The following is a 26,322-nucleotide window of genomic DNA, read 5'->3' on the forward strand; positions in this document are numbered from 1 at the left end:
CGTTATTTGCTGATTAGTGTGCTCAAATATGCCTTCTGAGGGTAAATAACAGCCGTGTGGTCCGTTAGAATTTGCTATCTTATTTTTTCGTCAAATAACGGTTATCGTGACCGTTAGAAAGAACTTCCCCAGCCTCATCCTTATCTAATTGACTAGCAAACAACACAATATCCTCCTTGGTTAAAGGAGTAACGAGCGCTAATTCCTTCCCCAGCGCTGTTTCAATCTGCTCACGAGCTTCCTGCGTTCGACCGAGTTTATGAAGTGTTTGTGCATAGAAATAATAGGATTCCGCGTGCTTAGGCGTTTTCGCAATCACCTTGGTGTACATCTCATCTGCTTCTTCCAGACGACCGAGCATATAGTAGTTTTGCGCTAAGTTATCCATAATGGTTAGATCGTTGTCATTGTACGCGAAAGCCTCGAGATTATAGATAAGCGCTGCTTCCAAGTCTCCTTGCAAAATTTGAAAATAACCATAATTCCCATAAACCAGCGTATTCTTGACCTCGTTCGCCAGCTCCTGTAACAGGTTCAAAGCCTCGTCCCGCTTGTTCTTCAACCAGTACACCGTTGCCACATTGAGCCTCGCTTGTATACGGATATCCGTAGTATTCGTTGATTGTAGAACCTCTTCGAACATTTGCTCAGCCTTGGTAAGATCACCTGTCTTCATTAACAAATAGCCATATCCAATCTGATGTTTTGGCAGAAAGGCTTTGGAGACATACGCTTTTTCCATCCAAACCAACGCTTGTTCCCGATCCCCCTTCATATAGGCCAGATTGCCTCTATGAGCATACATAGCAGATCGGTTCACAAAAACAAAATAGCCTAGAATGATTAAGATCGCAGCTACCCCAACTAGCCAGTTAACCTGAAAACCCATGACAATCACGACAATTACAACGATTATTTTAAGAAGACTTTTGAGGATAGGCGGCATGCATACTTCTCTCCTTTATTAACTCTAGTAAGTTAGCAACATTGTACCAAAAAAATAGACACTTCTCCTAACTAAAAAAAGACCAACACCGCTCTGTTGTTCAGATGGCGTCGGTCTCGGTCTCCTTACATCCTACGGCAAAGCCAATTTCCCCATGATCGTCGGTCTCTCCGCTCCTGTTGCAGCAGGAATATTGTTCGGCTCTCCTTGGATGAATGCATTGCCTAACAAGGCAAAAAGCATCGCTTCCTTCGCATCGCAGGAGATGCCGAGCTCGTCTGATGTGAGAATGGTCTGGTCTGGCAGCAGCTCACCAAGCATACTAAGAAGCGTGCGATTATGAGCCCCGCCTCCACTTACAATCACTTCCGCAATATCATGCTGTGGAAAAATAAATTCCTGATATCCGCGAGCAATGCTGTGCGCAGTAAAAGCTGTTGCCGTCGCAACGATATCCTCCTGTGGAACACCTTGTTCCACAGCAGATGCCAGCCATGCTGCGGCATAGGCTTTTCCGAAGATTTCGCGTCCTGTCGTTTTGGGAGGCGGTTCTTGGAAGTAAGGATGTGCAAGCATATCCGCTAGCAATTCCTTATGTACCTTGCCTTTTGCTGCCCAATCTCCGTTCGCATCGTACGAAATTCGTCCCTCAGATAGCTCGTATACGACTTGATCCATGATCATGTTTCCCGGGCCCGTGTCAAAAGCAATCATCCCGCTAGCCGCAGCAGGAATGGCTGTGCAATTCCCGATCCCGCCTATATTTTGAAGGATGCGCCCTTTGATCGCGTCCCTAAAAAGAAGATAGTCACCGTATGGAACAAGCGGCGCGCCTTGCCCGCCAACGGCGATATCCGCTGTCCTGAAATCACCAACGACAGGTTTGCCTGTTCGTTTGGCGATCACAGATAGGTCCCCGATCTGCAGTGTCGATTTGGGCAGATAAGGATTCGTATCATCCGCTGTTGGGATGTGCCAGATCGTCTGCCCATGCGAGGAGACGAGGTCGATCTCCGCCATGCTCATGTTGGCAGCAGCGGCTGTTTGAATGACGGCATCTGCGAAACGCTCCGCAATGGCAAAGTTCATACCGCACACCTGCGCCACATCGGAGTGTTCGATCGTGCATAACAGCTTGAGCTTCTCGCGAATTTCCGCTTCATAAGAAAAGCTCTCGAAATGGAGCAGCTTGATGCTTGTATCCAGACCGCGACCCTCCATGCGGACGATAGCGACATCGATGCCATCTAGGGAAGTGCCCGACATAATCCCTGCTATGGTCAGTGAAGTTTGATTCAGAAGTGTTCGAAGCAAATGATTCATCTCCTTGGAATTGCGTTACTTTAATTGAGAGAGAATGAGATTGTGCAGCCTTGGCCGAATCTGTAAAATGTGCTCCGTTCGACCGAAATGAACCCGATTTGTTAGCAAGATGATTTGCAAATCCTGCTCAGGATCGAACAAAAGGCTAGTACCTGTAAACCCCGTATGACCGAATGAATTCTCGGATATATAGTCACCGCCGAACCAGAAGCTTCTCGGATTTCTCAGCAACCAGCCTAACCCCCGAAATTCTTGATCTTGAGGGGTAAAGTTACGAGATGACAGCTCGATGGCTGCCCTGGAAATAATTCGTCGGCCCTTAAAGACACCCTTCTGCCGAATCATTTCAGCATAATTCGCCAAATCGTGAGCCGTTGAGAACAACCCCGCGTGACCGCTTATGCCATTCATAAGCTCCGCTTTTTCATCGTGAACAATGCCTGACTTGTACGCTTGACGCTGTTCTGCAAACTCGGTAACCGCATAGCGTGTTCCTTCGAATTTCGGGCAAAAACCTGTTTCCGACATCTCAAGCGGATCAAACAGCTCCCGTTGGAGATAGGTGGCAAACGCTTCGCCAGTCACGGAATCAATGATGAGGTAGAGCAATATCATACCAATATCACTATACACAACCTTTGTCCCTGGGGGATGAAGCGGCCGTTCGTTTAAGATTCGCTCCACCAGCTCATCCCGGGATAGATGCATCATCCCTCTGATACCCGGGATATCCGCCTTAAGCCCTGAGGAATGCGTAAGCAGATGCAAGATCCGGATAGGTTCTTCCTGAAGGAGGCGAAATTGAGGTAAAAAGACCCCGATCGGATCAGCCAAAGAAAGTTTTCCTTGATCCATCAATTGAAGCACCGCCGGCAGCGTTGCAACCACTTTGGTCAGTGAAGCCAAGTCAAATACCGTATCAGTGCTCATTGGAGCCGTTACCGGATATACAACTCGACTGCCATAAGCACTTTTCAGCAGTTCCTTCCCTTTATGAGCTATATAAAGAACTGCACCAGGTAGATGTCCTGCATCAATTTGTTGTTCGATGAAGATGCTTATTTTTGCAATATCCATATTGGACATAACGGCTGAGCTCCCTCCACTTTCTTGACTAAGCGGCACAGCACGAGAAGTTAGTTGAAAGAACCTAAAAATATCGACTTACTCATTCCAATAACCTGTGTCGCGCTCGTGCAAGTCGAAATAATCGACTTAATCACTCCATTAGCCCATGTCGCGCTAGCCAAGTCGAAAAAATCGACTTACTCACTCCAATTGCCCATGTCGCGCTCGCGCAAGTCGAAATAATCGACTTACTCACTCCAATTGCTCATGTCGCGCTCGCGCAACTCGAAATAATCGACTTACTCATTCCAATAACCTGTGTGGCGCTCGCGTAAGTCGAAATAATCGACTTACAGCTTCCATTATTGTCCGTTCTCCCATCGCCAGCCTGCAGGATAGTCAGCGCCAAGCGCCACCGGCAAACGGCCTTGCGGTGTCAACATTCCGAGCAGGGAACGTGCCGTACTATTCAGCGCCAACGGTCGGCTTTCATAAGCCGCGATGAACGTGGATACGTCTGGGAACTCCAGCAAATCATAAGGCACGCGCAGCGCGACGACGACAAGCGGCTTGCCGAGCGTTTGCAGCTCGCGTACCAGCTCGACCTGCACAGGATGGAATCGGGCGTTATACGTCCCGATGACGATCTGCTCCGCAGCTCCCGCATCCGCAAGCACATCTGCGCGGAGCTCGCTCACCTTCGCAAGCGGGAGCACGCGATCGATCACGTCCAAGCCGTTTTCGGCCAGCGCAGCTCCCAAGCTTGTGACACCGGCGTAAGCTTCGTCTACGCCCGACGAAACCGCCGCGGCCACGGTGACCACAAGCGTCCGTACACGCGGCAGCGGAAGCAGCTGTTGCTCGTCTTTGACGAGCGTAATGCTCGCTTCGCTGAGGCGCTGAGCGACCGCACAATGCGCCGCGGTCCCGACTTCTTGCGCAGCTGTCGCATGTGGCTGCTCCGCGATTACCCCGCGGCGCGCTTTCAGCGCGAGCAAACGCTGCACAGAGGCGTCAATATGTGCTTCAGTGATACGTCCTTCCCGCATAGCTTGCTCGATTGCTTCTATGGCACCAACCTGGAGGTCGCGGCGATGGCTGATTAACACGAGATCAGCACCTGCTTCGATCGCCATGACAGCAGCGGCAACCGTACCGTAGTGCTCGGAGATCGCGTGCATCTCCATGCAATCGGTCATGATGACGCCATCGTATCCAAGCTCCTCACGAAGCAGTCCAGTCAGAACTGTCTTGGACAGTGTAACAGGCAGCTTGCTAGGCTCTAATGCTGGGAAATAAATATGCGATGACATAATCGCATCGACACCGCTCTCTATTGCTGCTATGAATGGCACAAGCTCCACAGCGCGAATCCGCTCTTCATCGTGCGTAATCGTCGGCAAATCCAGATGGGAGTCCACATTCGTATCCCCATGACCAGGAAAATGCTTAGCGGTTGCCACAACATTCGCATCTTGAAACCCCCGTACAGCCTCTCGGCCATATTGAGCCACTAGCTCTGGAGATTCACCAAACGACCGCACGCCAATAACCGGATTATCTGGGTTATTGTTCACATCCAGATCCGGTGCAAAGTTCAAATTAATACCGAGCGAACGCAGCTCTTTCCCCGAAATAAGGGACGCTTCATAAACGCCCTCTGGACCTGCATCCCCCGCAGCCAGTGCCATAGATCCAGGCATAAGGGCAACCCCTTCAGTAATGCGGGCAACCATACCACCCTCTTGATCGATGGAAATCCAAAGCGGCAGCGTACCGTTACGCTCCGCAATAGCCTGCAATCTGCCGGATAACTCAGCAACCTGCTGGGTATTCTGTACATTCCGTGCAAAATAAATAACACCGCCGATGCGCTGTTCCGCGATTAGCGCTTCCAGCGATTCCGACGGTTCTAGACCATCAAATCCGCAAAGAATCATCTGTCCGATTTTCTCTTGCAGCGACATCTCATGAATTTCTCTCATGCTCCCTACCATCCCTCGTCACATAATCACTGCAAACGGTTAAGCGCCATTTGTGCGGCACCGCTAGCTGCATCTCTCTTCGGTGTTATACAGGTCATAGCTGGATAACGTTCTTTTAGCAAATTAATAAAAGTTGTCTGTATAAAGCTATTCTTTAGCAGCGCGCTCCCAGCTATCGCCAGGCTTCCTTCTTGCATCGATAGTCTTTCAGCTACCGGTACAACCAGTTCGAGCAACGAACGCGCACTTTTGTCGGCGATAGCCAATGCCGCTTCATCCCCAAGTTCACAAGCTTTCGATAAAATAGGCGCCAATGCAGCGATATCCTTTTTATTGGTCTGTTTATCATAGACAAACCCGATGATTTGTTGAATGGTTGTCATACCTAACTGTTCAAACACCATCTTCGTAATCACAGTCTCAGGCAACCGTCCATCATGAGCACGTACAACAACAGAAAGCAGATCCCTACCGATACTGTAGCCGCTGCCCTCATCATCGATGAGGTAGCCATAACCGCCAGCACGATGGATGTCACCAGCTTCATTTTTGCCATAGCAAATCGAACCTGTACCTGCAATTAAAATGATCCCGAGCTCCCTGTTATGTGCGCCGCAAAGCGCAGTATCTTGATCACCGGTTATGAACAGCCCACCTTCGTAGCCGCATGCCCGAACACTGGACTCCAAACGGGTCTTAACCGTTGGATTGCTAATACCAGCCGCCCCGATGCACACTTGCGCGCAATGCTGAAGTCCATCGCATACGCTAGCAATCGTACGAAAGATCTCCTCTAGACTGGCCCCAACACTCGTCTCGTCCTGCCCATTATAGTTAATGGCCCCCGACGTAAACGTGTGAACCTCGTGACCGCTCTCGTCGAGAATGGTTACTGCGGTTTTCGTACCTCCGCCATCTAGTCCCACTGCATATCTCTTCATCTATTAAACGTCACCTCCTAATGCTCTAATATAGATGATACTGCTGCTTTCTTTTTGCAAATTCAAGGCTCTCCTCACGGAATTGTTCCAGCATAGCCGGAATATCAACCTGAGTCTCGCGGTAGTGGCTGCCGCCAGCAAGTAAATCAATGAAGGGTCTTGAGCCCTCTTTAAAAGGAGGTAAAAATGAAAATTGCTCATAATTTTTCTTAATCGTGTACATCAGCGTAACGCCAATATCGATGGGACGAACCGCGCGGTTGTCGAGTACATGAATTTGCACGCCTGCGCATTGCTCTCCCTGAAATTTGGAGAATGACGGCTTAAAATAAACAGGACGGAACACGACGCCAGGCAACTTTTTCGCATTCATTTCATCTGCTAACTGGTGCGCATCAATGAACGGAGCACCTACGATCTCAAACGGGGCTGTCGTTCCTCTGCCTTCCGATAGATTCGTTCCTTCAATAATACAAGTGCCGGGATACAGCACCACTGTCTCAAATCGAGGAATGCCGATGGAAGGCATAATCCATGGACGTCCTGTATCCGAGAACAGCATGTTGCGTTCCCAACCTTCACAGCGTACGACATGCAGCTTACAATTCAATTTCCTTTCATCGTTCGCCATCATAGCGACTTCTCCTGGCGTCAGTCCATATCGCACACTGAGCGGGTAGTTGCCGACAAAGGATTCGAAGCCGCTTTTGAGCACATTGCCTTCTACTGTTACGCCATCCAGTGGATTGATGCGGTCCAGAACGACAAATTCTTTGCCAGCTTGTGCACAATCTTCCAAAGCATAAAGCATCGTATAAATGAAAGTATAATAACGGGTCCCTACGTCTTGAATATCGTAGACGATGATGTCGACCTCATCCAGCATTTCCTGTGTCAGACGTTTGGAATCTTTCCGATACAAGCTATAGACGGGAATTCCCGTCAACGGATCCACATACGTATCGACTAGCGCACCTGCTGCTAGATCCCCACGCACGCCATGCTCTGGTGAAAACAAGGCAACCAGGTTGAACTTCTCATGAAGGATTTGTATGGTCGATACAAAATCCTTGTTTAATCCAGTAGGTGCTGTAATCAGTCCTACCCGTTTACCTTCGAACAAATGAGCATACCGTTCTATACAATCGATACCATTTAAGATCATCGCTGCCTCCCCAAATCGCCTTGATTTTAAAATGACTGCAACAAGCTCCACGTCTCGTTACAGTCATTTTAAGTTTTAATATAGAGATTTATAATTCCGTTTGACGAAGACGCATCGTCTCTTCTGGAACCATGAAAGTTTCTGCATATTGCTTTCTAGCTTCGATTCCGCGCACTCTTGCCAAATGCTTATAGTACTCCAAGTAAGGGAACGACTTACTTCCCGTCACGAACCAGTGAGTAGATACAGCCTTCACCCATAGATCATAAGCTTCTTCAGAGAAATCCACGTACACGTACGGGCGATAATCGACAGCATCTTCCCAGTTCTCGGCATAATACAATTTAGCTGCAAAATGAGCTGGAAGCTCGCGTTCAAATGTAGGTAAAGCTGCATAGAAACGGGCATCATTTACGATGCGATGAGTGGTCATATGATCTTTGTGCATACTGTTTTTGAAATGCGTAATAATCACATTCGGTTTCACCTGACGGATCACATCGCAGACTCTGTAGCGCATATCATCATTATCTTGTAATTCCCCATCGGGAATATCAAATACGATCGCCTCGCCGCCTAGCATTTTGGCAAATTCATTAGCCTCATTAACCTTCTGCTCGCGGTATTCGGACATGGATCTACCTGCGGGAACACCTCGCTCACCTGCTGTTAGCGCTAAGGTCACAACACGATCACCTTTCAACGCATGACTTGCTAATACGCCGCCTGCCGTGAGCTCCATATCCCCCACATGTCCGCCAATACCCAAAATAGTTAGCTTCTCACTCATGATTCAAACTCCCTTCTCATAACAGCAAATTGTTTAACAGTTTGAAAGCCAGCTCGCTCGTAAATACGAATCGCCGGATTCGCACTGCCTGTATATAGTGACATATAATCGGTCCCAATCGCTTGAAAAGCTTCGCATAGCTTAAAGAAAAGAAGGCTCCCTAAACCATGGCCCTCATGGTCAGGAAGCACACCGATGCCGGCAAAATAACCACGTCCATTCGCTTGTCGAATGACCGGTCCTGCGAAGCCAATCGCTTTGTTTCCGAAGGCTGCAATGAGTACGGGCACACCTTGCACCGTCGCTCCACCGATCTCCTTTTGCCATAACGGATTCCCGAAGCCCTCCAGCATGTCTTCCACACCAACGTGCTTACCCGGGTCGAACATCGTGATCGTGTACCCTTGGGCGCTTGCTTTTGCTTCTTTCACTCCGATTTCCTCGGGAATCATGAACTCGGACAAATGGAGATACATGGCACATTGCTTCGCACGCTCCACATAACCACGCTTCAGTAAAAACGCATACAGCTTGCTTTCCACAGGTACACCTGGGGCATTGTTATGCTCATGCTTAGGCGTTCCTGGGATATACCAAGGTAATAACATCGGGTTGAAGAAGAGGACATCTGCTTGCTTTTTACCCAGCTGTTTAAAACGGTTCTCCAAAGCAGTTAACAGCATAAAATAATTGTCATCTGTCTCCAAGCCGTTCGCTAACACGATACATGTGATATATCCAGCCACATCACCTAGGGGAAGATCATCGCCAGCGCACCCGCAGGCAAAACCGATGACCTTACCATCTGCAAGCAGTAAAAACGTTCCAAGTCTATCAAAATAAGGATTTCTCGCAAAAATATGATCAAAGCTTTGTTCAGTAAGTTCCTTATAGCCATCCTTCACCGCGGCTTCATTCCATAATGCGATGACGGCGTTACGATACGAATCGTCCCAAGTTACGAGCATGGTTGCAGCAGCCTCCTTTTGACCAAAGCCTTAGCCCTTTACCGCACCTACAGTTACGCCTTCCAAGAAGTATCTTTGTAGGCTAAAGAACAGAACAAACATAGGCAGTGCCGAGATTGTTGCCCCTGCCATCATTGGCGCGATCATGGTTGTATTTGCAAATCGGAAGCTCTTGAGACCGACTTGGATCGTTTGCATTTCCATGGAGTTAGTCACAAGCAACGGCCAGAAGAACGTATTCCAGCTCTCCATAAACGTCAGAATTGCCATAACAGCCATAACAGTTTTGGACAAAGGCAGAATGATTTTCCCATAAATCTGGAACTGATTGCAGCCTTCAATTTTCGCGCACTCCAAAATTTCGTTCGGGATGCTGCCCATAAATTGTTTAGCAAGGAAAATATTAAACACAGTAACTAAACTCGGTAAAATCAAGGCGCTGTACGTATTTTGCAATTCAAACACGTTGACCATCAAAATGTATAGCGGCACAAGCGTCACTTGAGTTGGAATCATCATGGAACCTAGCAGTAAAGCAAATAGAAAGCCTCTGCCTTTAAATTGAATTTTGGAGAAAGCGTAGCCCGCCATACTCGCAAAAAGAACGTTCGAAATCATTACCGTGACTGCAACAATAAGTGAGTTCAGCAGCCAACGAACGGAATTCTCGTTAAAGTCAAAAAAGTATTTGTAGGAATCAAGCGTAAACTTTTTAGGAATGATCGAATACTCGATCTCTCCGACCGCAACTGGATCACTAAGCGATGAAATGAACATGAAGTAAATCGGAAATACCGTCGCCGCAGCAAATAGAAGAAGGGCGATAAAAATGATCGCATTTCGAATCTTTTTCACTTTGGGCTTGCCTGCGTGAGTGCTATACAATGCCATTTATTATCCTCCCTCTCCTAATACTCGACGTCTTTACCAGCGTATTTAAACTGAATAAATGCAATGACGCCAATCACGACAGCCAGTAGCAGTGATTGTGCTGCTGCTTTACCGAAATCGAATATCGTGAACGCATTATCAAAAATGAGCAAACCAACCATCGTCGTTGCGTGATTCGGTCCTCCGCCTGTCATCAGGAATGCATTCTGGAATACTTGGAATGAACCGATGACGCCCGTCACCAATAGGAACAGTGTAGCTGGACGTAGACAAGGAATAACGATGTGCCACAGCTTCAAAAAGAAACCTGCGCCATCAAGCTCTGCCGCTTCGTAATACGTTTCGTCAATACCTAGCAAACCTGCTAAGTAAATAATAATGCTTGTGCCATGACTGGATAGCCAGGACATAAGAACCAAGGAGAACATCGCCGTTGCGCTTTGGCCAAGCCAGTTCTGATTCTCGAAACCAAAAAGAGCGATGAGTTGATTCATAATTCCGCCATCCATCGGATCGAAAATCCAGAGCCATACGACTGCCAAGGCGACACCCGAAGCTACCATCGGCAAATAATAAATACCTTTGAAAAACGACTGCGTTTTCTTCTTCAGCGGCAAAATCAAAATAGCAAGCACGAAAGAAAGAAACAAGTTAACAGGAACCGTTAACAGGGTATACACAACTGTATTGCGCATCGCTTTCCAGAACAATGGATCCGTCAATGAATTGACGTAATTGTCGAAGCCAACGTAGGTTGAGCCGAGCGGCTTGTATTTTTGCATACTAATGATGAAAGCACTAACGACCGGGTATGCATGAAACAACGCAAACACGATTAATGAGACGGCAATGAATGCATAACCCCACATTGCATCTCCACCTTGAAACTTCTTTCTTTTTATCGGTTTAGCGATATTATTCATACTTGTCACCCCCCTTTCAGAAACTTCCGCTTTAAAATAGTTCGGATAGCCGCGCAGCATCTGCTGCACGCCTATCCGAAGATAACGCTATGATATTAGTCTTTTGCAATTCCGTTCTCGCCAAACTCCTTGATTGCTGCCGCTTTCACAGCATCGTACATCGCTTGAGGTGTAATTTCACCTGCAAGTAGACCTTGGAATTTAGGAACGATAACTTCTGTTTCTAACTTAATTGCTTTTGCAGCCAAATCTGTCGGGATATCCGTACGGTTTGGCGTTGCATTTTTAAGCATGTTATCCACAGCTGCAATGTTGTCAGGATTTCTGTCAATCTTCATGCTCTCAGCAGCTTTTTTCGCGCTTTTCGTAATATGCGCAGCGAACAAATCGTTATTCGTCGCAGCTGCAACGTTACCGCTAGCCAAGAAGTAAGCTGCTTTTACAATGTTTGCTTTATGCTCAGCAGTCGGCTCTTTTTTACCGCGGAACGTCATGTAACCATCAACAACCGTGTTCGCGGAAGCTTTCGCACCTTGGAACGTTGGAGCAGGCAATACGATGTAGTCAACAGGAATACTGTCTTTTACAGCACTTGCGTCATTCGCTTTAAGCTTAGCATTGTTAGCCTTAGCGGAGTTTTCAAATACAGCAAGACCTTTACCTGTGATCATCGTTTGACCCGTCAAGAACATGCTCCAACGTTTACCTGCGTCTACGGAGCTAAGCTCTTTCGGCATGGAACCGTCGTCGATCAGTTGACGAAGATCTTTAAGCAAGCCTAGGTAGTTTTTGCTTGTGTACGCATATTTCATATCAGATGTGAATGCGTAAGGCATACCAGCGTTTTTCGCCATAATACCCAAGTAGTCAACCGCAGCTACACCTTTTACTGCAAAAGTAAAGCCATAACGCGTTTTACCGTTTTCAGTTACTACGCCTTTTTTGATCGCTTCACGGAATTGATCGTAAGTCCAGCCACTTGTCTGTACTTTTTTCCAATCAATGCCTGCTTTCTCCAAGAACTCTTTGTTACCGCCTAGTGCATGAACCTCCATGTAAGCCGGGAAGCCATATAGACCTTTACCGCTTTTCATGTAATCCAATGCCGTTTTATCGTAATCGCCTGTCATCTCAGCTGTAGCTACATCCGAAATGTCCATTGCCAAGCCTTGTTCAATATATTTAGGAATCGTGCCGGATCCACCGAAAGCGATATCTGGAGGGCTTCCTGCGTTCACTTGCGTATCCAGCTTTTGTTTCATATCTTCCCAGCTAGCTGGTTCGATTTTCAACGTTAGATTCGGGTACAATGCTGTGAAATCTTTAGACAATTGTTCGAAAGTCTTTTGGTAGTTCGGCGAAACCGGTGGAAGCAATGCTGTAATGGTATCTTTTGCAGTACTTGCAGTAGCTGCTGGAGCAGTTGTACCTGCAGGTGCAGTTGTTTCTTTCGTACCGGAACCACCACCACAAGCTGTTAACGCCATAGTTAGAGCTACAACAGAAGCTAATACGGGCAATTTACTTTTCATAAAAATAGACCTCCTAATAATTTCAGTTATTTACACAACTTGAACATAAGTACGTATGGCCTTCTTCAAACTACCCTCACACTGTGCTAATGCTTCTTCTGCTTCCTTTACTTCCATTCCGGTTTTGATCATCATAATCGCAAGCTTGCAATTCATAGATGCTTTCTCGAGATGGGCAATCGCAGTGGACTCATCCACCCCAGTCGCAATCCGAATGATGCGAACAGAGCGATCGTACAATTTGATATTACTAGCCTTCATGTCAACCATGAGATTATTATACGTTTTCCCAAGCTTAACCATTGTTCCGGTTGTCAGCATGTTAAGAACCAGCTTCTGTGCTGTACCCGCCTTCAGACGAGTAGATCCCATAATCACTTCCGGCCCAACCACTGGCGCGATGCATACATCAGTAACAGCTACCAATTTGGAATTTTTGTTATTCACGACGCCAATCGTTGCGGCACCAATTTCTTTCGCTTTCTTTAAACAAGCGATAACGAACTGTGCACTTCCGCTGGCCGTAATCCCAATTACCGCATCCTTCTCTGTCACTCCGCATCGTTCAATGAGAGCGACCCCCTCCTCAGCGTTGTCTTCAAAGCCTTCCACTGCTGTTCGCAATGCGCCATCGCCACCGGCGATATGACCTTGCACCAACATTGGATCAATGCCAAAGGTTGGAGGACATTCAGAGGCATCAAGCACACCGAGTCTGCCAGAAGAACCAGCTCCTACGTAGAACATCCTGCCACCGTTTTTGAGAACTTGATGCAATATATCAACCGCTTTCATAATCTGCGGTATTTCGGCTCCGACTGCTGCTGGAACCAATGCATCCTGTTCATTCATCATCCGAAGCATTTGCTCTGTTGAACATTCGTCAATTGTCTGTGTCTTATCATTAATCTCTTCCGTAGTTAAACCCGATAGATACTCATCCATAGCTGTCCTCCTGCCTGCTGTACTCTTTACTGGTCTTATACTAACGAAAAATTTCATATCGGTCAATAGTTTTTGAAATTTTATTTTATGGTAAAATAAAATACTGGTTTTTTATTTCTTATTTTTCGACAAAAAAAAACGACGTCTGAAATGACATCGTTAGTTTGTTCTTAACGTTTATTTTCTATGCTTACTGCTGGCAATAATGTCGTGCGTTTTGGCCAAATACTTCTTCACATGCTTATACTCACTGCTCGCTACCCCGGCAAAAAGCATATCTATCACCGTCAGCATCGCGATTCTTGAGCCCATGGCGCCGCTTCGAATCGTCACTTCTGGTGTCGAAATACTAAGGACGATATTCGCATTATCCGCTAAGGCGCTTTTGTTATATTTGGTAATGGCGATAATCGTGGCACCATTCTTCTTCGCAATTTCCAATGTATCGAGGATCTCAATTGTGCTCCCCGAGTTCGAAATGAAAATGGCAACATCGCCTTTACCTAACAGCGTCGCTGCTGTCAGTTGACTATGTCCATCCGTATACGTGTGACACATCTTGTTGATGCGTGAGAATTTCTGCTCCGCGTCCATCCCGACCAAGCCGGAAGCACCGATCCCGAAGAATACGATCCGGTTGCATTCGACTAACACTTTGACCGCTCGGGCAACTTCATTTCTATCAATGACACTAAGCGTGTCCTCAATGGATTTACTGTTATTATGTGAGATATTGGAAATAATCGTATTGAGATCATCTCCAGGTTGAATATCGGTGTATTGGTCCTTCTGCTCCTCATCCATTGATCCCAGCGAGGCCGAAATGCTCACGATAAAGTTGCGATATCCCTTATATCCCATCGTTTTGCAAAAGCGTAGAACAGAGGCATCACTCGTTTTGGTGAATTGTGCAAGGCTCTTAATCGAAAGATGTGGAATCTCGTCCACATTGTCAAGAATGTACTCAGCCACAAGCTTCTCTACAGGAGTGAGGCTGTCTTTCATATCACGGATTTTGATTAAAATATTATCATTTATTGACATATCGGTTCCCTACTCACCATAGATTATCTGTGTTGAAATCACCTTCATCATACGTATAATTGGGCGAAAAAACAAGATACGCGTGCAAAAGAATTGTGAAATTATGTCGGTCTCAAGAAATTTTATTTCGAAAACTACAGCGTTTAGTGAAATTTATTTCCAATAAATACGAGAGCTAAACGTGGTCCGATTAGGAAAAAAAAGAAACCCCCAACTTTAAAGGTTGGGGGCATTTTTTATGCAGTATTAAGTAAGCGAAACATCCTGTTTGGCCAATCGCGCCACTTTAATCGATGCCAATGCATATACCACGAGTGCGCTCCAGATAAACGCAAAGCTAATGAACAATACAGGCGAGAACTTCTCTTTAAACATAAAGATGCTCAGCAGCAGCGTGATCGACGGGCCAATGTACTGGATGAAGCCCAGCATGGAAAGGGGTAATCTGGCCGCGGCTTTGGCGAACCAGAGCAGCGGCATCGCGGTAGCTGCACCTGCAAGGAGCAGCAGTACGAAATGCAGCGTAGGCAGCGAGCCTGCCGTCGATTGATGCGTCGCATAGAGATAGACGATGTACGCAAGCGCCAGCGGGAAGACGACCGCTGTTTCCCCTGCAAGTCCTATCGACGCGTCGTAGGATACTCTCTTTTTCACCAGACTGTACAAGCCGAATGAAGCTGCAAGCGAGAGTGAAACCCACGGGAATCGACCATAGTCGATCGTGGCGATCAGCACACCGATGCCGGCCAAGGCAACAGCCAGCCATTGCGCGCCTGTCGGTTTCTCTCGGAGAAACAGCACCGCGAGCATGATATTAAATAGCGGTGTAATATAATAGCCGAGACTTGTTTCGATGACATGGCCATTGTTCACGGCCCAAATAAAGATTAACCAGTTCGCGCTAATCAGCACAGAACTTGTTCCTACAACGAGCATCGTTCTCGGATTCGTGAGCATGCTCCAGAGCTGTTTCGCCTGACCTTTTCCCACGAAAATCAGAATCAGCATAAAGACGAATGACCATATCACGCGGTGCGACAAGATCTCACCCGCCATCAATGAACCAAAAAGCTTCCAATACACAGGCAGCAGGCCCCAAGCAATATACGCAATAATGGCATACCCAAGCCCTTTTTTCATCGCAAAAACCTCATTTCACATACAAGTAACACAATTCTATGAACCATAAAATTTGTCCGTTGGTTAATAACATTGCTTTATTGTAACATAGCTTAGGTGCAGCGTGTGTGAACAATGAGCATTGGTTAGAAGGCCTTCCCTCGTACGAATTGCTTCTGGGCGTTGAATACGAAATATTTGCCATCTATCCCTATGAAAGCGCTTTATGTTATGGTATTCGTATAGTCCATCCCTTTAGCATTGGAGCGATTGTTATAAGCGGTATCGTTTCAACTCCCACACGCGAACTGACAAACCGGCAAAAGTTTTATTTGTCTTTTCCTACAATGCCCGGCAATCTAAGCAATGTACTCATTCACAATGCTTTCTTGAAATACTATACCGATATCATCGGTTTGGACCCGAAGTTCGTGGGTCTCATCTATGCGATTTTTGGTATTTGGAACGCCATCAATGACCCGGCCATCGGCGTATGGCTGGACAGACGCAAATTTAATGAAAAAAGAGGAAAATACGTTTATATCATGCGGATGTGTGCGCCCGTCACTCTATTCGCAACCTTCGCCATGATTTTCGCGCAGCCTTCTTGGAACGAATGGATGATTTTCGTATTTCTGCTTCTCTTATTGTTCATTTATGATACTTCTATGACCACCTTCTCCATAGCGCACGCCAATTACAAGCTCATTGCGGCCAAAACGAATAAGGAACGTGTGGACGTAGCTGTCATGACGACTTATGTTGCGAACATCGGCGGCTTTTTAGGTACGTTGATCCCCACTTTACTGCTGGTCGGAAGCCACGATAAACGTTTGACCATGATCCTGTTCTGTGCAGTTCTTGTGATCAATTCCATTCTCTACTTCATTGCACTCAAACCATTAAAAGAAACAAGAGCGATGTACTTAAAAGAAAATTTGCAAATCGAGGAAAGAGGAGGCGTCTTCGGAGATGTTGCAGCCAACTTGCGTGATGCCTTTAAATCAAGAGCATTTGTAACCTTAGTTCTGTTTCAGATTTTAGCCATGGGTCCATGCGCCTTCTACTTTACACCCTTTCTGTATATGTCGGATTATGTGTTGAAACTCGAGGGCTTTCAGGCTACGCTGATGGATGTGACTATGGGTATTTCGCTATTCCTGACCGCGCCGTTGTGGGGACTATTGATCAAAAAGTTAGGAATGAAAATGTCCATTATGTCGGCTCTGCTCCCCTGTGCCTTGGGTTTTCTCCTTCTGACTTTCGTACATAATTTCTTCCAAGCCTTAGTTGCGTACATCATCATGTACGTGTTTGCGCAAGCGATCAGTATCGCGCTTAGCCCGATGATGGGTGCCATTATTGATGAGGATGAACAGCGAACCGGCCAGAGAAAAGCCGGCATGTTCAACGGCCTTGACGCTTTGTTGACCATTCCAGTATCCGGCATTCAGGCTTCGCTCTTCATGGCCACGATCAGCTATTTCGGATTCCAGTCCGGAACCAAAATTCAAAGTGATCAAGCGCTGATGGGAATAAAAATCGGCGCAGGCATACTCCCCTTAGTATGCTTATTGCTGGGTATCATTCCGCTCTTGTTTTTCCCGATTAACAAGAAAAAAGAACAGGAGCTTTCAGAATTCTCTCGTAATAGGCAAATGGAACTTGATTATTCTGACGAGTATGAATTCAAACAAGCCCCCAGCAAACGAGAAGACCATACACCTTCCTTATGAGAAAACCTCTATCAAGTCAATAATCGAAGGGACTGCTGAACGACAGATCGTTCAGCAGTCCCTTTTCTTTCTTCTACCTTCTACTTGTCTGATGCGCGATAAGATCCCGGAACCAATGCCCGCTATCACGAACGGTACGTTGCTGGGTCCTGTGATCCACATGGAGGAGGCCCATACGACAAGATAATCCGGAATTCCACTCAAAGTTATCCAACAGCGACCAATAGAAATAACCTCTGATATCAGAGCCCTCGTCAATGGCTTCTTTCAGCGACTTTAAATAGTAGGTCAGATAGTCGATACGATCCTTATCCGCGATCTCCTCTCCTACCGTACCGTTCTCGGTTATGTAGACGACGGGGTTACCGTATTCCTCACGATAGCGCTTAGATAGCTCCTTGAAACCTTCCGGATAGCCATTAGCACCGAGTATTGGATGCGAATAGCGATCGTCGGTGTAGCCTCTATCAACCCACGTTTTTAAGAAAGGAATATACCATTTTCTCGCGGCGAACACTCGACCGTAATAATTAACCCCCAGAAAATCAATAGGTTGCTTTATATTTTCCATATCACCTTGATGAATCTTGGGCGCGATCGGCCACAGCTTCGACAACAGCTTCTCCGGATATGTGCCTTTAAATACGCCATCCAAGTAGAACCGGTTAATGAACATATCCGCCATTTCGACCGATTCCATTTCCTTTTCATTAGCCTCATAACTAGCCGGGTAAATCGGAAACTGGCTTAGGGTAACACCGATGTTCAAATCTTTGTGCACGCTTCTCATCGTCTGCACGGCTAGACCGTGTCCAAGAAGTTGATGATGCGCGACTTTGAAATAGGTCCATGGATTTCGGATGCCCGGCGCGTGCTCACCAAGAAAGTGCCCCATCATGGCATGCTCCCAGGGCTCATTCAGCGTGATCCAATCCTTAACCCGGTCTCCGAGTCTTTGAACGACAACCCCGGTATATTCCGCAAAGTACTGCGCCGTTTCCCTGCTAGCAAATCCCTTATATTTATCAAATAGCGCATACGGCGTATCCCAGTGGAAGAGCGTTACGAACGGCCGTATCCCTTTTTCGAGCAAAGCATCCACCAAACGGTCGTAATAATCCAGACCCTGCTGGTTGACCCGTCCCCTGCCCTCTGGCAATACTCTCGACCAGCTGATCGAGAACCTGTAAGCATCCATGTTGAGATTGTTCATGATCTCGATATCCCTCTGAAAATCATGATAGGTATCGCAGGTTATATCACCGTTACTGCCATCTCGAATCTTTCCTTTCGTATGGGAGAACACGTCCCATATGGATAAACCCTTGCCGTCCTCATTCCAGCCCCCTTCGATTTGGTAAGCGGCCGTAGCAGTTCCAAACAGGAAGTCCTTGCTAAATTGCGTAAACATAGTTGGACGACTCCTTCTTTGTATTTATGTTTTCACTCAGCAAATGGAATCGCTTTCAATTTTCTTTATCATTTTATCATTTATCCAATTTAAACGAAATATCGTTACGTCAATAAACGGTAAAACGCAAAAAATCCCCTACAAGGGGACTTTTGAACTTCTTTATCCTTTTACAGAACCTGCCGCAATGCCTTCTACGATACGGTTACTCAGCAGGATGAAAGCGATCATGATTGGCAAAATACTGATCATCAAGGTAGCACCAATCGCTCCCCAATCGGTCGTATATTGGCCAACGAAATTCTGTACGCCAACAGTTAACGTTTTGTACTTTTCCGAGGAAATGAACGTATTCACGAAAATAAACTCGTTCCAATTGTAGATCATGTTGATGATAACAGCGGTAGATAACACGGACGCCGTCATCGGCAGCGTGATGCTGAAGAAGATGCGATTCACGGAGCAACCGTCCATAACGGCTGCTTCTTCCACTTCACGCGGCAGCGTGTAATAAAAGCCGAGCATGATCATGATCGTAATCGGCAAGTTAAAAGCAATGTAGGACAAAATGATCGACAACGGATGGTTGGTTAGGCCCATTTTCGTAAAGAGACTGAACAACGGAATGAGTGTCGAGTGTACAGGAATCATCAGCCCAACCATGAATAGTCCCAGCACGAACGATTGCAGCTTCCAAGTCATCCGGGTCAAGGCGAATGTGACCAAGCTGGCCAGTATGACCGTGACACCTACAGAAACTACTGTCATCCAGACACTGTTAAAAAAGTAGCTGTTAATATGGCCCTGCGTCCAGACCTTCTCGTAATTCTCCCAACGCAGTCTTTCGGGAAATGCCATTGGAGCAAGATTGAATATTTCCTCATTATTTTTCAGGGAGAACAGCATAAGCCACAAGAGTGGAAAAATCTGAATCACGGCGACAATCGTCAACACGACGTACAGAACGCCATATCCGATTTGTTCAGGAAGCTTGCTTCGCGGTGTTAGCGCCTGTGTCTGACCACGGGTAGTTTCGATTTGCATCAGTATCGGAGTCTCCTTTCATTACGAATATTGGATATCATCTTTGGAAGCTGTCGCTTTACGAATTAACCAAGTAGCCACAAGGCAAATCAAGAGCAAGAAGAAGCCGATGGCACTGGCATAGCCGAAATCATAGCCTTTGAACGCTTTGCGGTACATGTAGGACGCCATTACTTCACTAGAGCCGTTAGGTCCGCCGCCTGTCATCACGTAGATCAGGTCAAAATATTTCAACGATCCGACAACGGCTAGAACGACCGTCACTTTCATTACTTCTGCGATTAACGGAACGCGAATGGATAGCGCAATGCGCCATGGGCTGGCACCATCGATACGCGCTGCTTCGATCAGCGAAGTCGGCACATTTTTCAAAGCGGCATAATAGATCAAAATATAAAATCCGGCGTACTGCCATAAGATCGGCATAAAAATCGCGTATAAAACAATGGATGGATTGGACAGCCATTCGGGTGTATGCGTGACCCCCAGAGAAGTTAGGATAGAATTCAATACCCCGTTCGTTGGGTGGAATATTTTCAACCATAGTTGAGCGATTGCAACTGAAGAAAGCAGCATAGGAATTAGATAGATTTTACGGAAAAAATTAGCCCCGCGGATGTTCGCGGATAGCACCAATGCAACTAGGAGATACCCAAGCAAGGAGATTGTTGAGAAGACCGCCAACAAGAACGAGTGCTTCGCGCTTCCCCAGAATAACTTATCTTTAAGCAGTTCTGCGTAATTATGCAAACCAATGAAACTCATTTTGCCTACGCCATCCCATTTCATTAATCCGTAATAACCTGTCATCAAGATCGGCATATAGATCAAGGCTAAAAGCAGGAATAACGAGGGAATCACGTAGATCGCAATCATGGATTTATTAGACATGACTTTATCCATAAGTAGGCACTCCCTTTCTCAACCGATACAAAATAAACGGCTACGCTGTCCTATAGGACTAGTGCGTGTATCTAAAAATATAGCCGCCTTACCATGTGAAACAACTAATTCCTAATAGTATGACAAAGGACATACCACTTTGCAGGGATATGTCCTTGCCCTTATCGCTCGTATTCGTAAGATTACTTGGCTTCCTTCGCCAAGGCATCCTCATGATTCTTCGCAAAGACTTCCGGTGTCACCGCTTTACCATACAAAGCTTGAATCATATTCAAGTGAACTTCTGCGGAAGCAGGCTTCATTTGAACATCTGCGAACAGCGTAATGTTGCTCGCTTTGTTCAGCTCATTCAATAGGTCGATATACATTTGCGGCAGTTTCACTTTGGACGTGTCTACTTTCGTTGCTGGAATTACACCCGCTTCAGAAATAGCGTGCTCGCCCCACTTCGATACGAAGAAGCTAACGAATTTCTTGGACTCTTCTTTCACTTTGGAGTTGTTAGCAACGAACAAGCCTACGCCTGGTCCGCCAACCCAGCTATCCATGTTCCCTTTACCGCCTTCTACCGCTGGGAATTTAAAGAATCCGATTTGATCTTTGAACGCTTGTGGAACATCTTTGTTCGTTGTGTAGTTCGGTAATTCCCATGTTCCCATCATGTACATAGCTGCTTTACTGTTCATGAATTCAGCTTTACCTTCATCGTTGCCAAGTCCGTTAAAGCCTTTGTTGAACGCATTCATGTCCACAAGCTGGGAAACTTCCGAAGCTGCGCGAACCAAGCCAGGATCGTTGAAAGAACCTGAGCGGTCAATCGCTTTCTTCAATGTTTCTGGTCCGCCGATACGATCAGCAAGGTACATGTACCAGAGTGAACCTGTCCAACGGTCTTTGTTACCAAGTGCGATTGGTGCTACACCGTTCGAGCTAAGCGTTTTCACTATGTTTTTGAACTCATCGTATGTCTTAGGTGGTGTAAGATTATGTTTGGCAAAAATAGCTTTATTGTAATATACCGGAACGATGTTCAATTCGACTGGAAGACCATACGTTTTGCCGCCGAATGCGTAAGCATCTGTTGTGCCTTTAACGAACTTATCCTTCAAATCACCTTGAAGCAAGTCATCAAGTGGAGCAAACATGTCGCCTTTTACATAAGGATCCATGTAGCCTGCAGCCCATGTGAAGCCTACATCTGGAAGCGCATTCGAAGTGGAAAGCACTTTCATTTTATTCTTATATTGTTCATTCTCAAGCACTTCTTGTTCGATCGTAACATTCGGATTAGCCGCTTGATACTCTTTGATGATATCGTTTACAATTTTGTTTTGTGTTGCCGAGTTTCCAGTCGGCCAGAGGTGCATCATTTTAATAGTCACTTTTTTGGCGGGTTGAGCACTTGCTGCTTCGGTTGCTTTCGCTGATTCTTTAGGCGCTGTCGTTTGACTCGCATTATCTGTGGAGCTAGAGCACCCCGTCAATACCATGGATAGGCCAAGCATCGTTGTAAGCGACAATGTAAGCGTTTTTCTTACCATTTTTGTTTCCCCCTCAAATCATTTGTGTGCTACGTGTTTTATTGTAGCGCTTTCATAGAGGCCACAGGGAGTAACAGCTATCGGGTAATATTCCACTATTTCGAGGTATCTATCCGATCATCGGCATCCATAATCTGTTTCCGATACTGATTTGGACTTGTCCCTTCGTACTCTTTGAACAGCTTGATGAAATATTTCGACGTCTGATAACCGACTTGCTCCGAAATATCGGCGATGGTTAGCCTTGTTTGCAGCAGAAGCTCCTTCGCCTTCTGGATCCGGCTTCTCGTAACATATTCACTGAAGGTGAAACCGGTTTGCTCTTTGAAAAGCGCGCTGAAATAGCTCGGATTCAGATGAATATGGCTAGCCACCTCGCTCATGCCAAGCGGAGCTTGTAAATTTTCTTCAACATAAAGTACTGCCTGTTGGACAGGCGCACTGTAATTTTTGTCAGCGGTCTTCGCCTGCATCAGGCGAGTGTCCACCATTTTCTCCATCGTTTCTACGCGGCCGCGCTCTTCTTCAATGCGCAATGCTTGCTCAACGGCATCGATCAGCTTGCTCTTCTGGATCGGCTTGAGCAGATAGTTAACAACACCCAACTCGATGGCCGTCTGTGCGTATTGAAAATCAGGATGTCCCGAGATAATGATAGCCACGGGCTTATGGGCGAAACCGCGGGAACCTTCCACGACCTGCAGGCCGTTGATCTCAGGCATACGGATGTCCGTAATCAGTAGATGAACGGGACGTGAATGGAGCAGTTCAAGTGCCTCAGTCCCATTGCTGCAGCTGAGTATGGAATACCGACCAATCGACCAGGCTTCTAATGTTTTACGTATGCCTTCTCTTGTTAATGGCTCATCGTCAACGATGAGTATAGTTTTCCCCGATTGAATCATCGTTCTCCTCCTTATAAATCGGAATATCGAAGCTCACGCTTGTCCCATGACCAGGACTGCTAGTGATCGTTAAACCGCGATATTTATCTGGCAGTGATGGGTAGTAGAGTTGGAGACGCCGCTGTACATTGGAAATCGCCATGCCTTTTCCTTTGGAGGTAGTGGCATTGGTGTTAGGTGCTGTAGAGCCTGAGTTTACACTCGCGTTTGAGCTAGGGATAGGGCTGGATGAGCCAGATGTTTGGCCAAATGCAGAGGCAGAACCAGGGCCTGATCCAGATCCATTTCCAGATCCATAACTAGTCGCTGCGCTTCCGCGTTCCATCGACTCCTGCACAGCTTGGAGCGTCTGTTCATTCATCCCCGGACCATCATCTCGTACAGTTATGCGGAGCTCATCTGGTTCCAAAGGTGACGGCTCCACGCGAATCGTAATCAGCCCCACGCCAATTTTACCTTCCAAACCATGCAAAATCGCATTCTCCACTAACGGCTGAATAAGCAGCTTCGGAATATGCACGTGACTGTACATCTCCTCGCTGTCAATTTCCCAAATGAGACGCGAACCGAACCTTACACTCATGATGCTTAAATAACGCTTAATGTGCTCTAATTCGTCTGATAAGTTGACCCACACATCCTTGTTCGGATTCCCGATGACATAGCGAAATAAATCAGACATCGATACAACAAGATCCGCGAGCTCTTCTTCGTCTTTCTCCTGCAAGGACCAGTACAAGGCTTCCAATGTGTTATATAAAAAATGCGGATCAATCTGCGCTTGCAATGCTTGCAGCTCTGTTCGGCTTTGGATCATTTCCTTCTCGTACACGAGTTTAATAAGTCGATTAATATTGTCTACCATCTGATTGTAGGTCATGTTCAAATCGTTCAACTCTGTGGTGTAAGACTGCGTAAGATTGGGCGTCAGCACCCCTTGCCTTGTATTTCTCATGGCTCGCATCAGCCGCAGAATCGGCCTCGTAATCATCGAGGAAAGTAAAAACGAAAGAATGATAAATAGTACCAATCCGATCGCCCCAGACACGATAATCGCCCAGCGCAACACGGAAATCCCATCGGTAATATCACTCACCGGATACAGAATCATCAACGTCCAGCCCGTCTGGTCCGAATGCTGCTTCACCAGAATGTACCTCTTCTGCTCCAGCGTGACCTGCTGTGCGACAGTAAGCATTAGATCACTTATGTTAGCCTGCGCCTCACCATCCGAAACGATCGGCCTAGCCGAGCTATCGGCTAGCAGCATCAACTCGCGGTGTCCCGTATCTGGCAGCTGGCTTTGGAAATCAAAATAGCTGCGATTAATTCGCACCATTAAATACCCGCCATTCGAGAACCACCGGTCAATCAAATTGATCCGACGAATGGCTAGAACCGATTCTGGATTTTTGGGGTCGTTCCCAATCCAAACCAGCCTGCCCTTCTCACGATCCGCCTGCTCAATCCAATTCGGGTCAACGCGATCCGTTAACTTCTGCTCATCCAGTGGAAACATGCGCTCAAAATCAGTGGTATACAGCTCCACGTTGCTTACGCCGCTATAGGCTTGGATGTGATTGGCGATTTTCAAAAGCGATTGACGTTCGCTGAAGCTCATTGTTCTCCCTTGAACAGCTGAAAGAAACACTTGCTGGAGATAAACATCATTTACAGCTTGCAACGTTAGCGTATCAATTTGTGTTATGAGCGCTTCCAGCCGGCCATTGGCTTGGCTGGCGATTTGCTTCATCTGCGTCTCCGCCTTCGTATTGAGAAGAGTCGACACCGAGTTGTACGTAATAGCGCCTGCACAGACCAGGACGATGATCATCACGGCAATAAATCCCGCTAACATCTGATTGCGCAAAGTATTCCAGTTAGCTACCTTCTGCCACAAGCGGAGTTCCCCTTTACATGTATAGTGAGTGATTCGAGTGATTCGAGTTCAAGTGATTCGAGTGCTTTCAATATGCCAAATCATACTACATACGAGTTAGTTTGGCTATTAAACTATTGTGGATTTGCGCGTAACACTTTAAATCTTCACCAGAAGTTACGTTAGTCCGATATCTCCGAATTAATTCGGAGTTTACTTGTAAAAAAAGACCAATAGTCCGATTTTGCCGACTTATTTAACATCTTCCCGGCATGAGCAGTGTATTCATCGATTTAGTTCGGCTATTTATGACTAATTCGGATTTAAAGGTGCAGTCAATGAGATTAGTTCGGTAAATTCGGACTAATGGCTGGCTGCAGCGGAGTTATCCGACTTGGGCTAGTCGTAAAATCGGATAACTAGCTCAAATTGACTTGCGCTTGCAGTCATAAGCTTTTGAAGTCTGTAAGTCGATTTTTTCGACTTACACGTGCAGTACATGGGCTTTTGGAGTCTGTAAGTCGATTTTTTCGACTTACACGTGCAGTACATGGGCTTTTGAAGTCTGTATGTCGATTTTTTCGACTTGCACGTGCAGTACATGGGCTTTGGAGTCTTTAAGTCGATTTTTTCGACTTGCACTTGCAGTACATAAGCTTTTGAAGTCTGAAAGTCGATTTTTTCGACTTGCACGTGCAGTACATGGGCTTTTGAAGTCTGTAAGTCGATTTTTCGACTTGCGCTTGCAGGACATAAGCTTTTGAAGTTTGCAAGTCGATTTTTTCGACTTGCGCTTGCAGTACATAAGCTTTTGAAGTCTGTAAGTCGATTTTTTCGACTTACACGTGCAGTACATGGGCTTTTGGAGTCTGTAAGTCGATTTTTTCGACTTACACGTGCAGTACATGGGCTTTTGAAGTCTGTATGTCGATTTTTTCGACTTGCACGTGCAGTACATGGGCTTTTGAAGTCTGTAAGTCGATTTTTTCGACTTACACGTGCAGGACATAAGCTTTTGAAGTCTGTAAGTCGATTTTTTCGACTTGCACGTGCAGTACATGGGCTTTTGGAGTCTGTAAGTCGATTTTTTCGACTTGCGCTTGCAGTACATAAGCTTTTGAAGTCTGTAAGTCGATTTTTTCGACTTGCGTATGCAAGGACATGGTTTTTTGGGTGTGTGTAAGTCGATCTAACACGAAAACTACACCTTATAGTTTAACTATAGGGGTGACGATGGAACATTTGTCATGGCTGTTTTTTCGA

Annotated in this window: 22 protein-coding genes; 1 reads left to right on the forward strand and 21 read right to left on the reverse strand. The window is 46.3% G+C overall.

What is annotated here, in order from left to right; all coding sequences use genetic code 11:
- Nucleotides 1–79: 79 nt before the first annotated feature.
- The 14 genes from AC58QO_RS17815 to rarD all read right to left on the reverse strand — a co-directional run bounded on the left by AC58QO_RS17815 (nucleotide 80) and on the right by rarD (nucleotide 15,661).
- Nucleotides 80–946: a tetratricopeptide repeat protein gene (locus AC58QO_RS17815; RefSeq protein WP_497267825.1), complete on the reverse strand. Its 867-nt coding sequence runs from the start codon at nucleotides 944–946 to the stop codon at nucleotides 80–82.
- A 132-nt stretch (nucleotides 947–1,078) separates the two neighbouring features.
- Nucleotides 1,079–2,260 carry an anhydro-N-acetylmuramic acid kinase gene (locus AC58QO_RS17820; protein ID WP_497267827.1) on the reverse strand — a complete coding sequence of 394 codons (1,182 nt, stop codon included), beginning with the start codon at nucleotides 2,258–2,260 and terminating at the stop codon, nucleotides 1,079–1,081.
- Between the two features lie 24 nt (nucleotides 2,261–2,284).
- Nucleotides 2,285–3,355: a serine hydrolase domain-containing protein gene (locus AC58QO_RS17825; protein ID WP_497267829.1), complete on the reverse strand. Its 1,071-nt coding sequence runs from the start codon at nucleotides 3,353–3,355 to the stop codon at nucleotides 2,285–2,287.
- A 344-nt stretch (nucleotides 3,356–3,699) separates the two neighbouring features.
- On the reverse strand, nucleotides 3,700–5,322 hold the full coding sequence (nagZ, locus tag AC58QO_RS17830; protein WP_497267831.1) for a beta-N-acetylhexosaminidase: 1,623 nt from the start codon (nucleotides 5,320–5,322) through the stop codon (nucleotides 3,700–3,702).
- Nucleotides 5,323–5,348: 26 nt separating this feature from the next.
- Nucleotides 5,349–6,263: an N-acetylglucosamine kinase gene (locus tag AC58QO_RS17835; protein WP_497267833.1), complete on the reverse strand. Its 915-nt coding sequence runs from the start codon at nucleotides 6,261–6,263 to the stop codon at nucleotides 5,349–5,351.
- A gap of 25 nt (nucleotides 6,264–6,288) precedes the next feature.
- Nucleotides 6,289–7,428, reverse strand: coding sequence for an exo-beta-N-acetylmuramidase NamZ family protein (locus AC58QO_RS17840; protein WP_497267835.1), 1,140 nt, complete (start codon nucleotides 7,426–7,428; stop codon nucleotides 6,289–6,291).
- An 88-nt stretch (nucleotides 7,429–7,516) separates the two neighbouring features.
- Nucleotides 7,517–8,218, reverse strand: a complete 702-nt coding sequence (locus tag AC58QO_RS17845) for a PIG-L deacetylase family protein (RefSeq protein WP_497267837.1) — start codon at nucleotides 8,216–8,218, stop codon at nucleotides 7,517–7,519.
- On the reverse strand, nucleotides 8,215–9,186 hold the full coding sequence (locus AC58QO_RS17850) for a GNAT family N-acetyltransferase (RefSeq protein ID WP_497267839.1): 972 nt from the start codon (nucleotides 9,184–9,186) through the stop codon (nucleotides 8,215–8,217). The genes AC58QO_RS17845 and AC58QO_RS17850 overlap by 4 nt, the downstream gene beginning before the upstream one ends.
- Before the next feature lie 30 nt (nucleotides 9,187–9,216).
- Nucleotides 9,217–10,077 carry a carbohydrate ABC transporter permease gene (locus tag AC58QO_RS17855; RefSeq protein ID WP_497267841.1) on the reverse strand — a complete coding sequence of 287 codons (861 nt, stop codon included), beginning with the start codon at nucleotides 10,075–10,077 and terminating at the stop codon, nucleotides 9,217–9,219.
- A gap of 17 nt (nucleotides 10,078–10,094) precedes the next feature.
- Nucleotides 10,095–11,000 carry a carbohydrate ABC transporter permease gene (locus AC58QO_RS17860; protein WP_497267843.1) on the reverse strand — a complete coding sequence of 302 codons (906 nt, stop codon included), beginning with the start codon at nucleotides 10,998–11,000 and terminating at the stop codon, nucleotides 10,095–10,097.
- Nucleotides 11,001–11,095: 95 nt separating this feature from the next.
- On the reverse strand, nucleotides 11,096–12,532 hold the full coding sequence (locus AC58QO_RS17865; RefSeq protein WP_497267845.1) for an ABC transporter substrate-binding protein: 1,437 nt from the start codon (nucleotides 12,530–12,532) through the stop codon (nucleotides 11,096–11,098).
- A 30-nt stretch (nucleotides 12,533–12,562) separates the two neighbouring features.
- Nucleotides 12,563–13,477 carry an N-acetylmuramic acid 6-phosphate etherase gene (gene murQ, locus AC58QO_RS17870; RefSeq protein WP_497267847.1) on the reverse strand — a complete coding sequence of 305 codons (915 nt, stop codon included), beginning with the start codon at nucleotides 13,475–13,477 and terminating at the stop codon, nucleotides 12,563–12,565.
- 177 nt (nucleotides 13,478–13,654) lie between these two features.
- Nucleotides 13,655–14,521, reverse strand: coding sequence for a MurR/RpiR family transcriptional regulator (locus AC58QO_RS17875; protein WP_497267848.1), 867 nt, complete (start codon nucleotides 14,519–14,521; stop codon nucleotides 13,655–13,657).
- Between the two features lie 246 nt (nucleotides 14,522–14,767).
- Nucleotides 14,768–15,661 (reverse strand): EamA family transporter RarD, encoded by an 894-nt coding sequence (rarD, locus tag AC58QO_RS17880; protein ID WP_497267850.1) that lies wholly within the window; start codon nucleotides 15,659–15,661, stop codon nucleotides 14,768–14,770.
- A 107-nt stretch (nucleotides 15,662–15,768) separates the two neighbouring features.
- On the opposite strand from rarD, the gene AC58QO_RS17885 reads away from it, so the two are divergent.
- A complete protein-coding gene (locus tag AC58QO_RS17885; RefSeq protein WP_497267851.1) occupies nucleotides 15,769–17,376 on the forward strand; it encodes an MFS transporter in 1,608 nt (535 codons plus the stop codon).
- 73 nt (nucleotides 17,377–17,449) lie between these two features.
- Here AC58QO_RS17885 and AC58QO_RS17890 read toward each other — a convergent pair whose 3' ends face one another.
- From AC58QO_RS17890 to AC58QO_RS17920, 7 genes are all read right to left on the reverse strand, one after another.
- Nucleotides 17,450–18,787 carry a GH1 family beta-glucosidase gene (locus AC58QO_RS17890; RefSeq protein ID WP_497267853.1) on the reverse strand — a complete coding sequence of 446 codons (1,338 nt, stop codon included), beginning with the start codon at nucleotides 18,785–18,787 and terminating at the stop codon, nucleotides 17,450–17,452.
- 162 nt (nucleotides 18,788–18,949) lie between these two features.
- Nucleotides 18,950–19,831, reverse strand: coding sequence for a carbohydrate ABC transporter permease (locus AC58QO_RS17895; RefSeq protein WP_497267855.1), 882 nt, complete (start codon nucleotides 19,829–19,831; stop codon nucleotides 18,950–18,952).
- 21 nt (nucleotides 19,832–19,852) lie between these two features.
- Nucleotides 19,853–20,734, reverse strand: coding sequence for a carbohydrate ABC transporter permease (locus AC58QO_RS17900; RefSeq protein ID WP_497267857.1), 882 nt, complete (start codon nucleotides 20,732–20,734; stop codon nucleotides 19,853–19,855).
- Nucleotides 20,735–20,916: 182 nt separating this feature from the next.
- A complete protein-coding gene (locus tag AC58QO_RS17905) occupies nucleotides 20,917–22,275 on the reverse strand; it encodes an extracellular solute-binding protein (protein WP_497267859.1) in 1,359 nt (452 codons plus the stop codon).
- Nucleotides 22,276–22,370: 95 nt separating this feature from the next.
- A complete protein-coding gene (locus AC58QO_RS17910; protein ID WP_497267861.1) occupies nucleotides 22,371–23,180 on the reverse strand; it encodes a response regulator transcription factor in 810 nt (269 codons plus the stop codon).
- Nucleotides 23,146–25,080 carry a sensor histidine kinase gene (locus AC58QO_RS17915; protein WP_497267863.1) on the reverse strand — a complete coding sequence of 645 codons (1,935 nt, stop codon included), beginning with the start codon at nucleotides 25,078–25,080 and terminating at the stop codon, nucleotides 23,146–23,148. Before AC58QO_RS17915 ends, AC58QO_RS17910 begins: the two co-directional genes overlap by 35 nt.
- Before the next feature lie 971 nt (nucleotides 25,081–26,051).
- Entirely contained in the window at nucleotides 26,052–26,255 is a 204-nt protein-coding gene (locus AC58QO_RS17920; protein WP_497267865.1) for a hypothetical protein, read from the reverse strand.
- Nucleotides 26,256–26,322 lie beyond the last annotated feature (67 nt).

The sequence above is a fragment of the Paenibacillus sp. J31R30 genome, from assembly GCF_059692115.1.

What these genes read in the sequence shown, in the direction of transcription:
- AC58QO_RS17815 (WP_497267825.1), bottom strand. Translation starts at nt 946, where the DNA reads ATGCCGCCTATCCTCAAAAGTCTTCTTAAAATAATCGTTGTAATTGTC.
- AC58QO_RS17825 (WP_497267829.1), bottom strand. Translation starts at nt 3,355, where the DNA reads ATGTCCAATATGGATATTGCAAAAATAAGCATCTTCATCGAACAACAA.
- nagZ (WP_497267831.1), bottom strand. Translation starts at nt 5,322, where the DNA reads ATGAGAGAAATTCATGAGATGTCGCTGCAAGAGAAAATCGGACAGATG.
- AC58QO_RS17835 (WP_497267833.1), bottom strand. Translation starts at nt 6,263, where the DNA reads ATGAAGAGATATGCAGTGGGACTAGATGGCGGAGGTACGAAAACCGCA.
- AC58QO_RS17840 (WP_497267835.1), bottom strand. Translation starts at nt 7,428, where the DNA reads ATGATCTTAAATGGTATCGATTGTATAGAACGGTATGCTCATTTGTTC.
- AC58QO_RS17845 (WP_497267837.1), bottom strand. Translation starts at nt 8,218, where the DNA reads ATGAGTGAGAAGCTAACTATTTTGGGTATTGGCGGACATGTGGGGGAT.
- AC58QO_RS17850 (WP_497267839.1), bottom strand. Translation starts at nt 9,186, where the DNA reads ATGCTCGTAACTTGGGACGATTCGTATCGTAACGCCGTCATCGCATTA.
- AC58QO_RS17855 (WP_497267841.1), bottom strand. Translation starts at nt 10,077, where the DNA reads ATGGCATTGTATAGCACTCACGCAGGCAAGCCCAAAGTGAAAAAGATT.
- AC58QO_RS17860 (WP_497267843.1), bottom strand. Translation starts at nt 11,000, where the DNA reads ATGAATAATATCGCTAAACCGATAAAAAGAAAGAAGTTTCAAGGTGGA.
- AC58QO_RS17865 (WP_497267845.1), bottom strand. Translation starts at nt 12,532, where the DNA reads ATGAAAAGTAAATTGCCCGTATTAGCTTCTGTTGTAGCTCTAACTATG.
- murQ (WP_497267847.1), bottom strand. Translation starts at nt 13,477, where the DNA reads ATGGATGAGTATCTATCGGGTTTAACTACGGAAGAGATTAATGATAAG.
- AC58QO_RS17875 (WP_497267848.1), bottom strand. Translation starts at nt 14,521, where the DNA reads ATGTCAATAAATGATAATATTTTAATCAAAATCCGTGATATGAAAGAC.
- rarD (WP_497267850.1), bottom strand. Translation starts at nt 15,661, where the DNA reads ATGAAAAAAGGGCTTGGGTATGCCATTATTGCGTATATTGCTTGGGGC.
- AC58QO_RS17890 (WP_497267853.1), bottom strand. Translation starts at nt 18,787, where the DNA reads ATGTTTACGCAATTTAGCAAGGACTTCCTGTTTGGAACTGCTACGGCC.
- AC58QO_RS17895 (WP_497267855.1), bottom strand. Translation starts at nt 19,831, where the DNA reads ATGCAAATCGAAACTACCCGTGGTCAGACACAGGCGCTAACACCGCGA.
- AC58QO_RS17900 (WP_497267857.1), bottom strand. Translation starts at nt 20,734, where the DNA reads ATGGATAAAGTCATGTCTAATAAATCCATGATTGCGATCTACGTGATT.
- AC58QO_RS17905 (WP_497267859.1), bottom strand. Translation starts at nt 22,275, where the DNA reads ATGGTAAGAAAAACGCTTACATTGTCGCTTACAACGATGCTTGGCCTA.
- AC58QO_RS17910 (WP_497267861.1), bottom strand. Translation starts at nt 23,180, where the DNA reads ATGATTCAATCGGGGAAAACTATACTCATCGTTGACGATGAGCCATTA.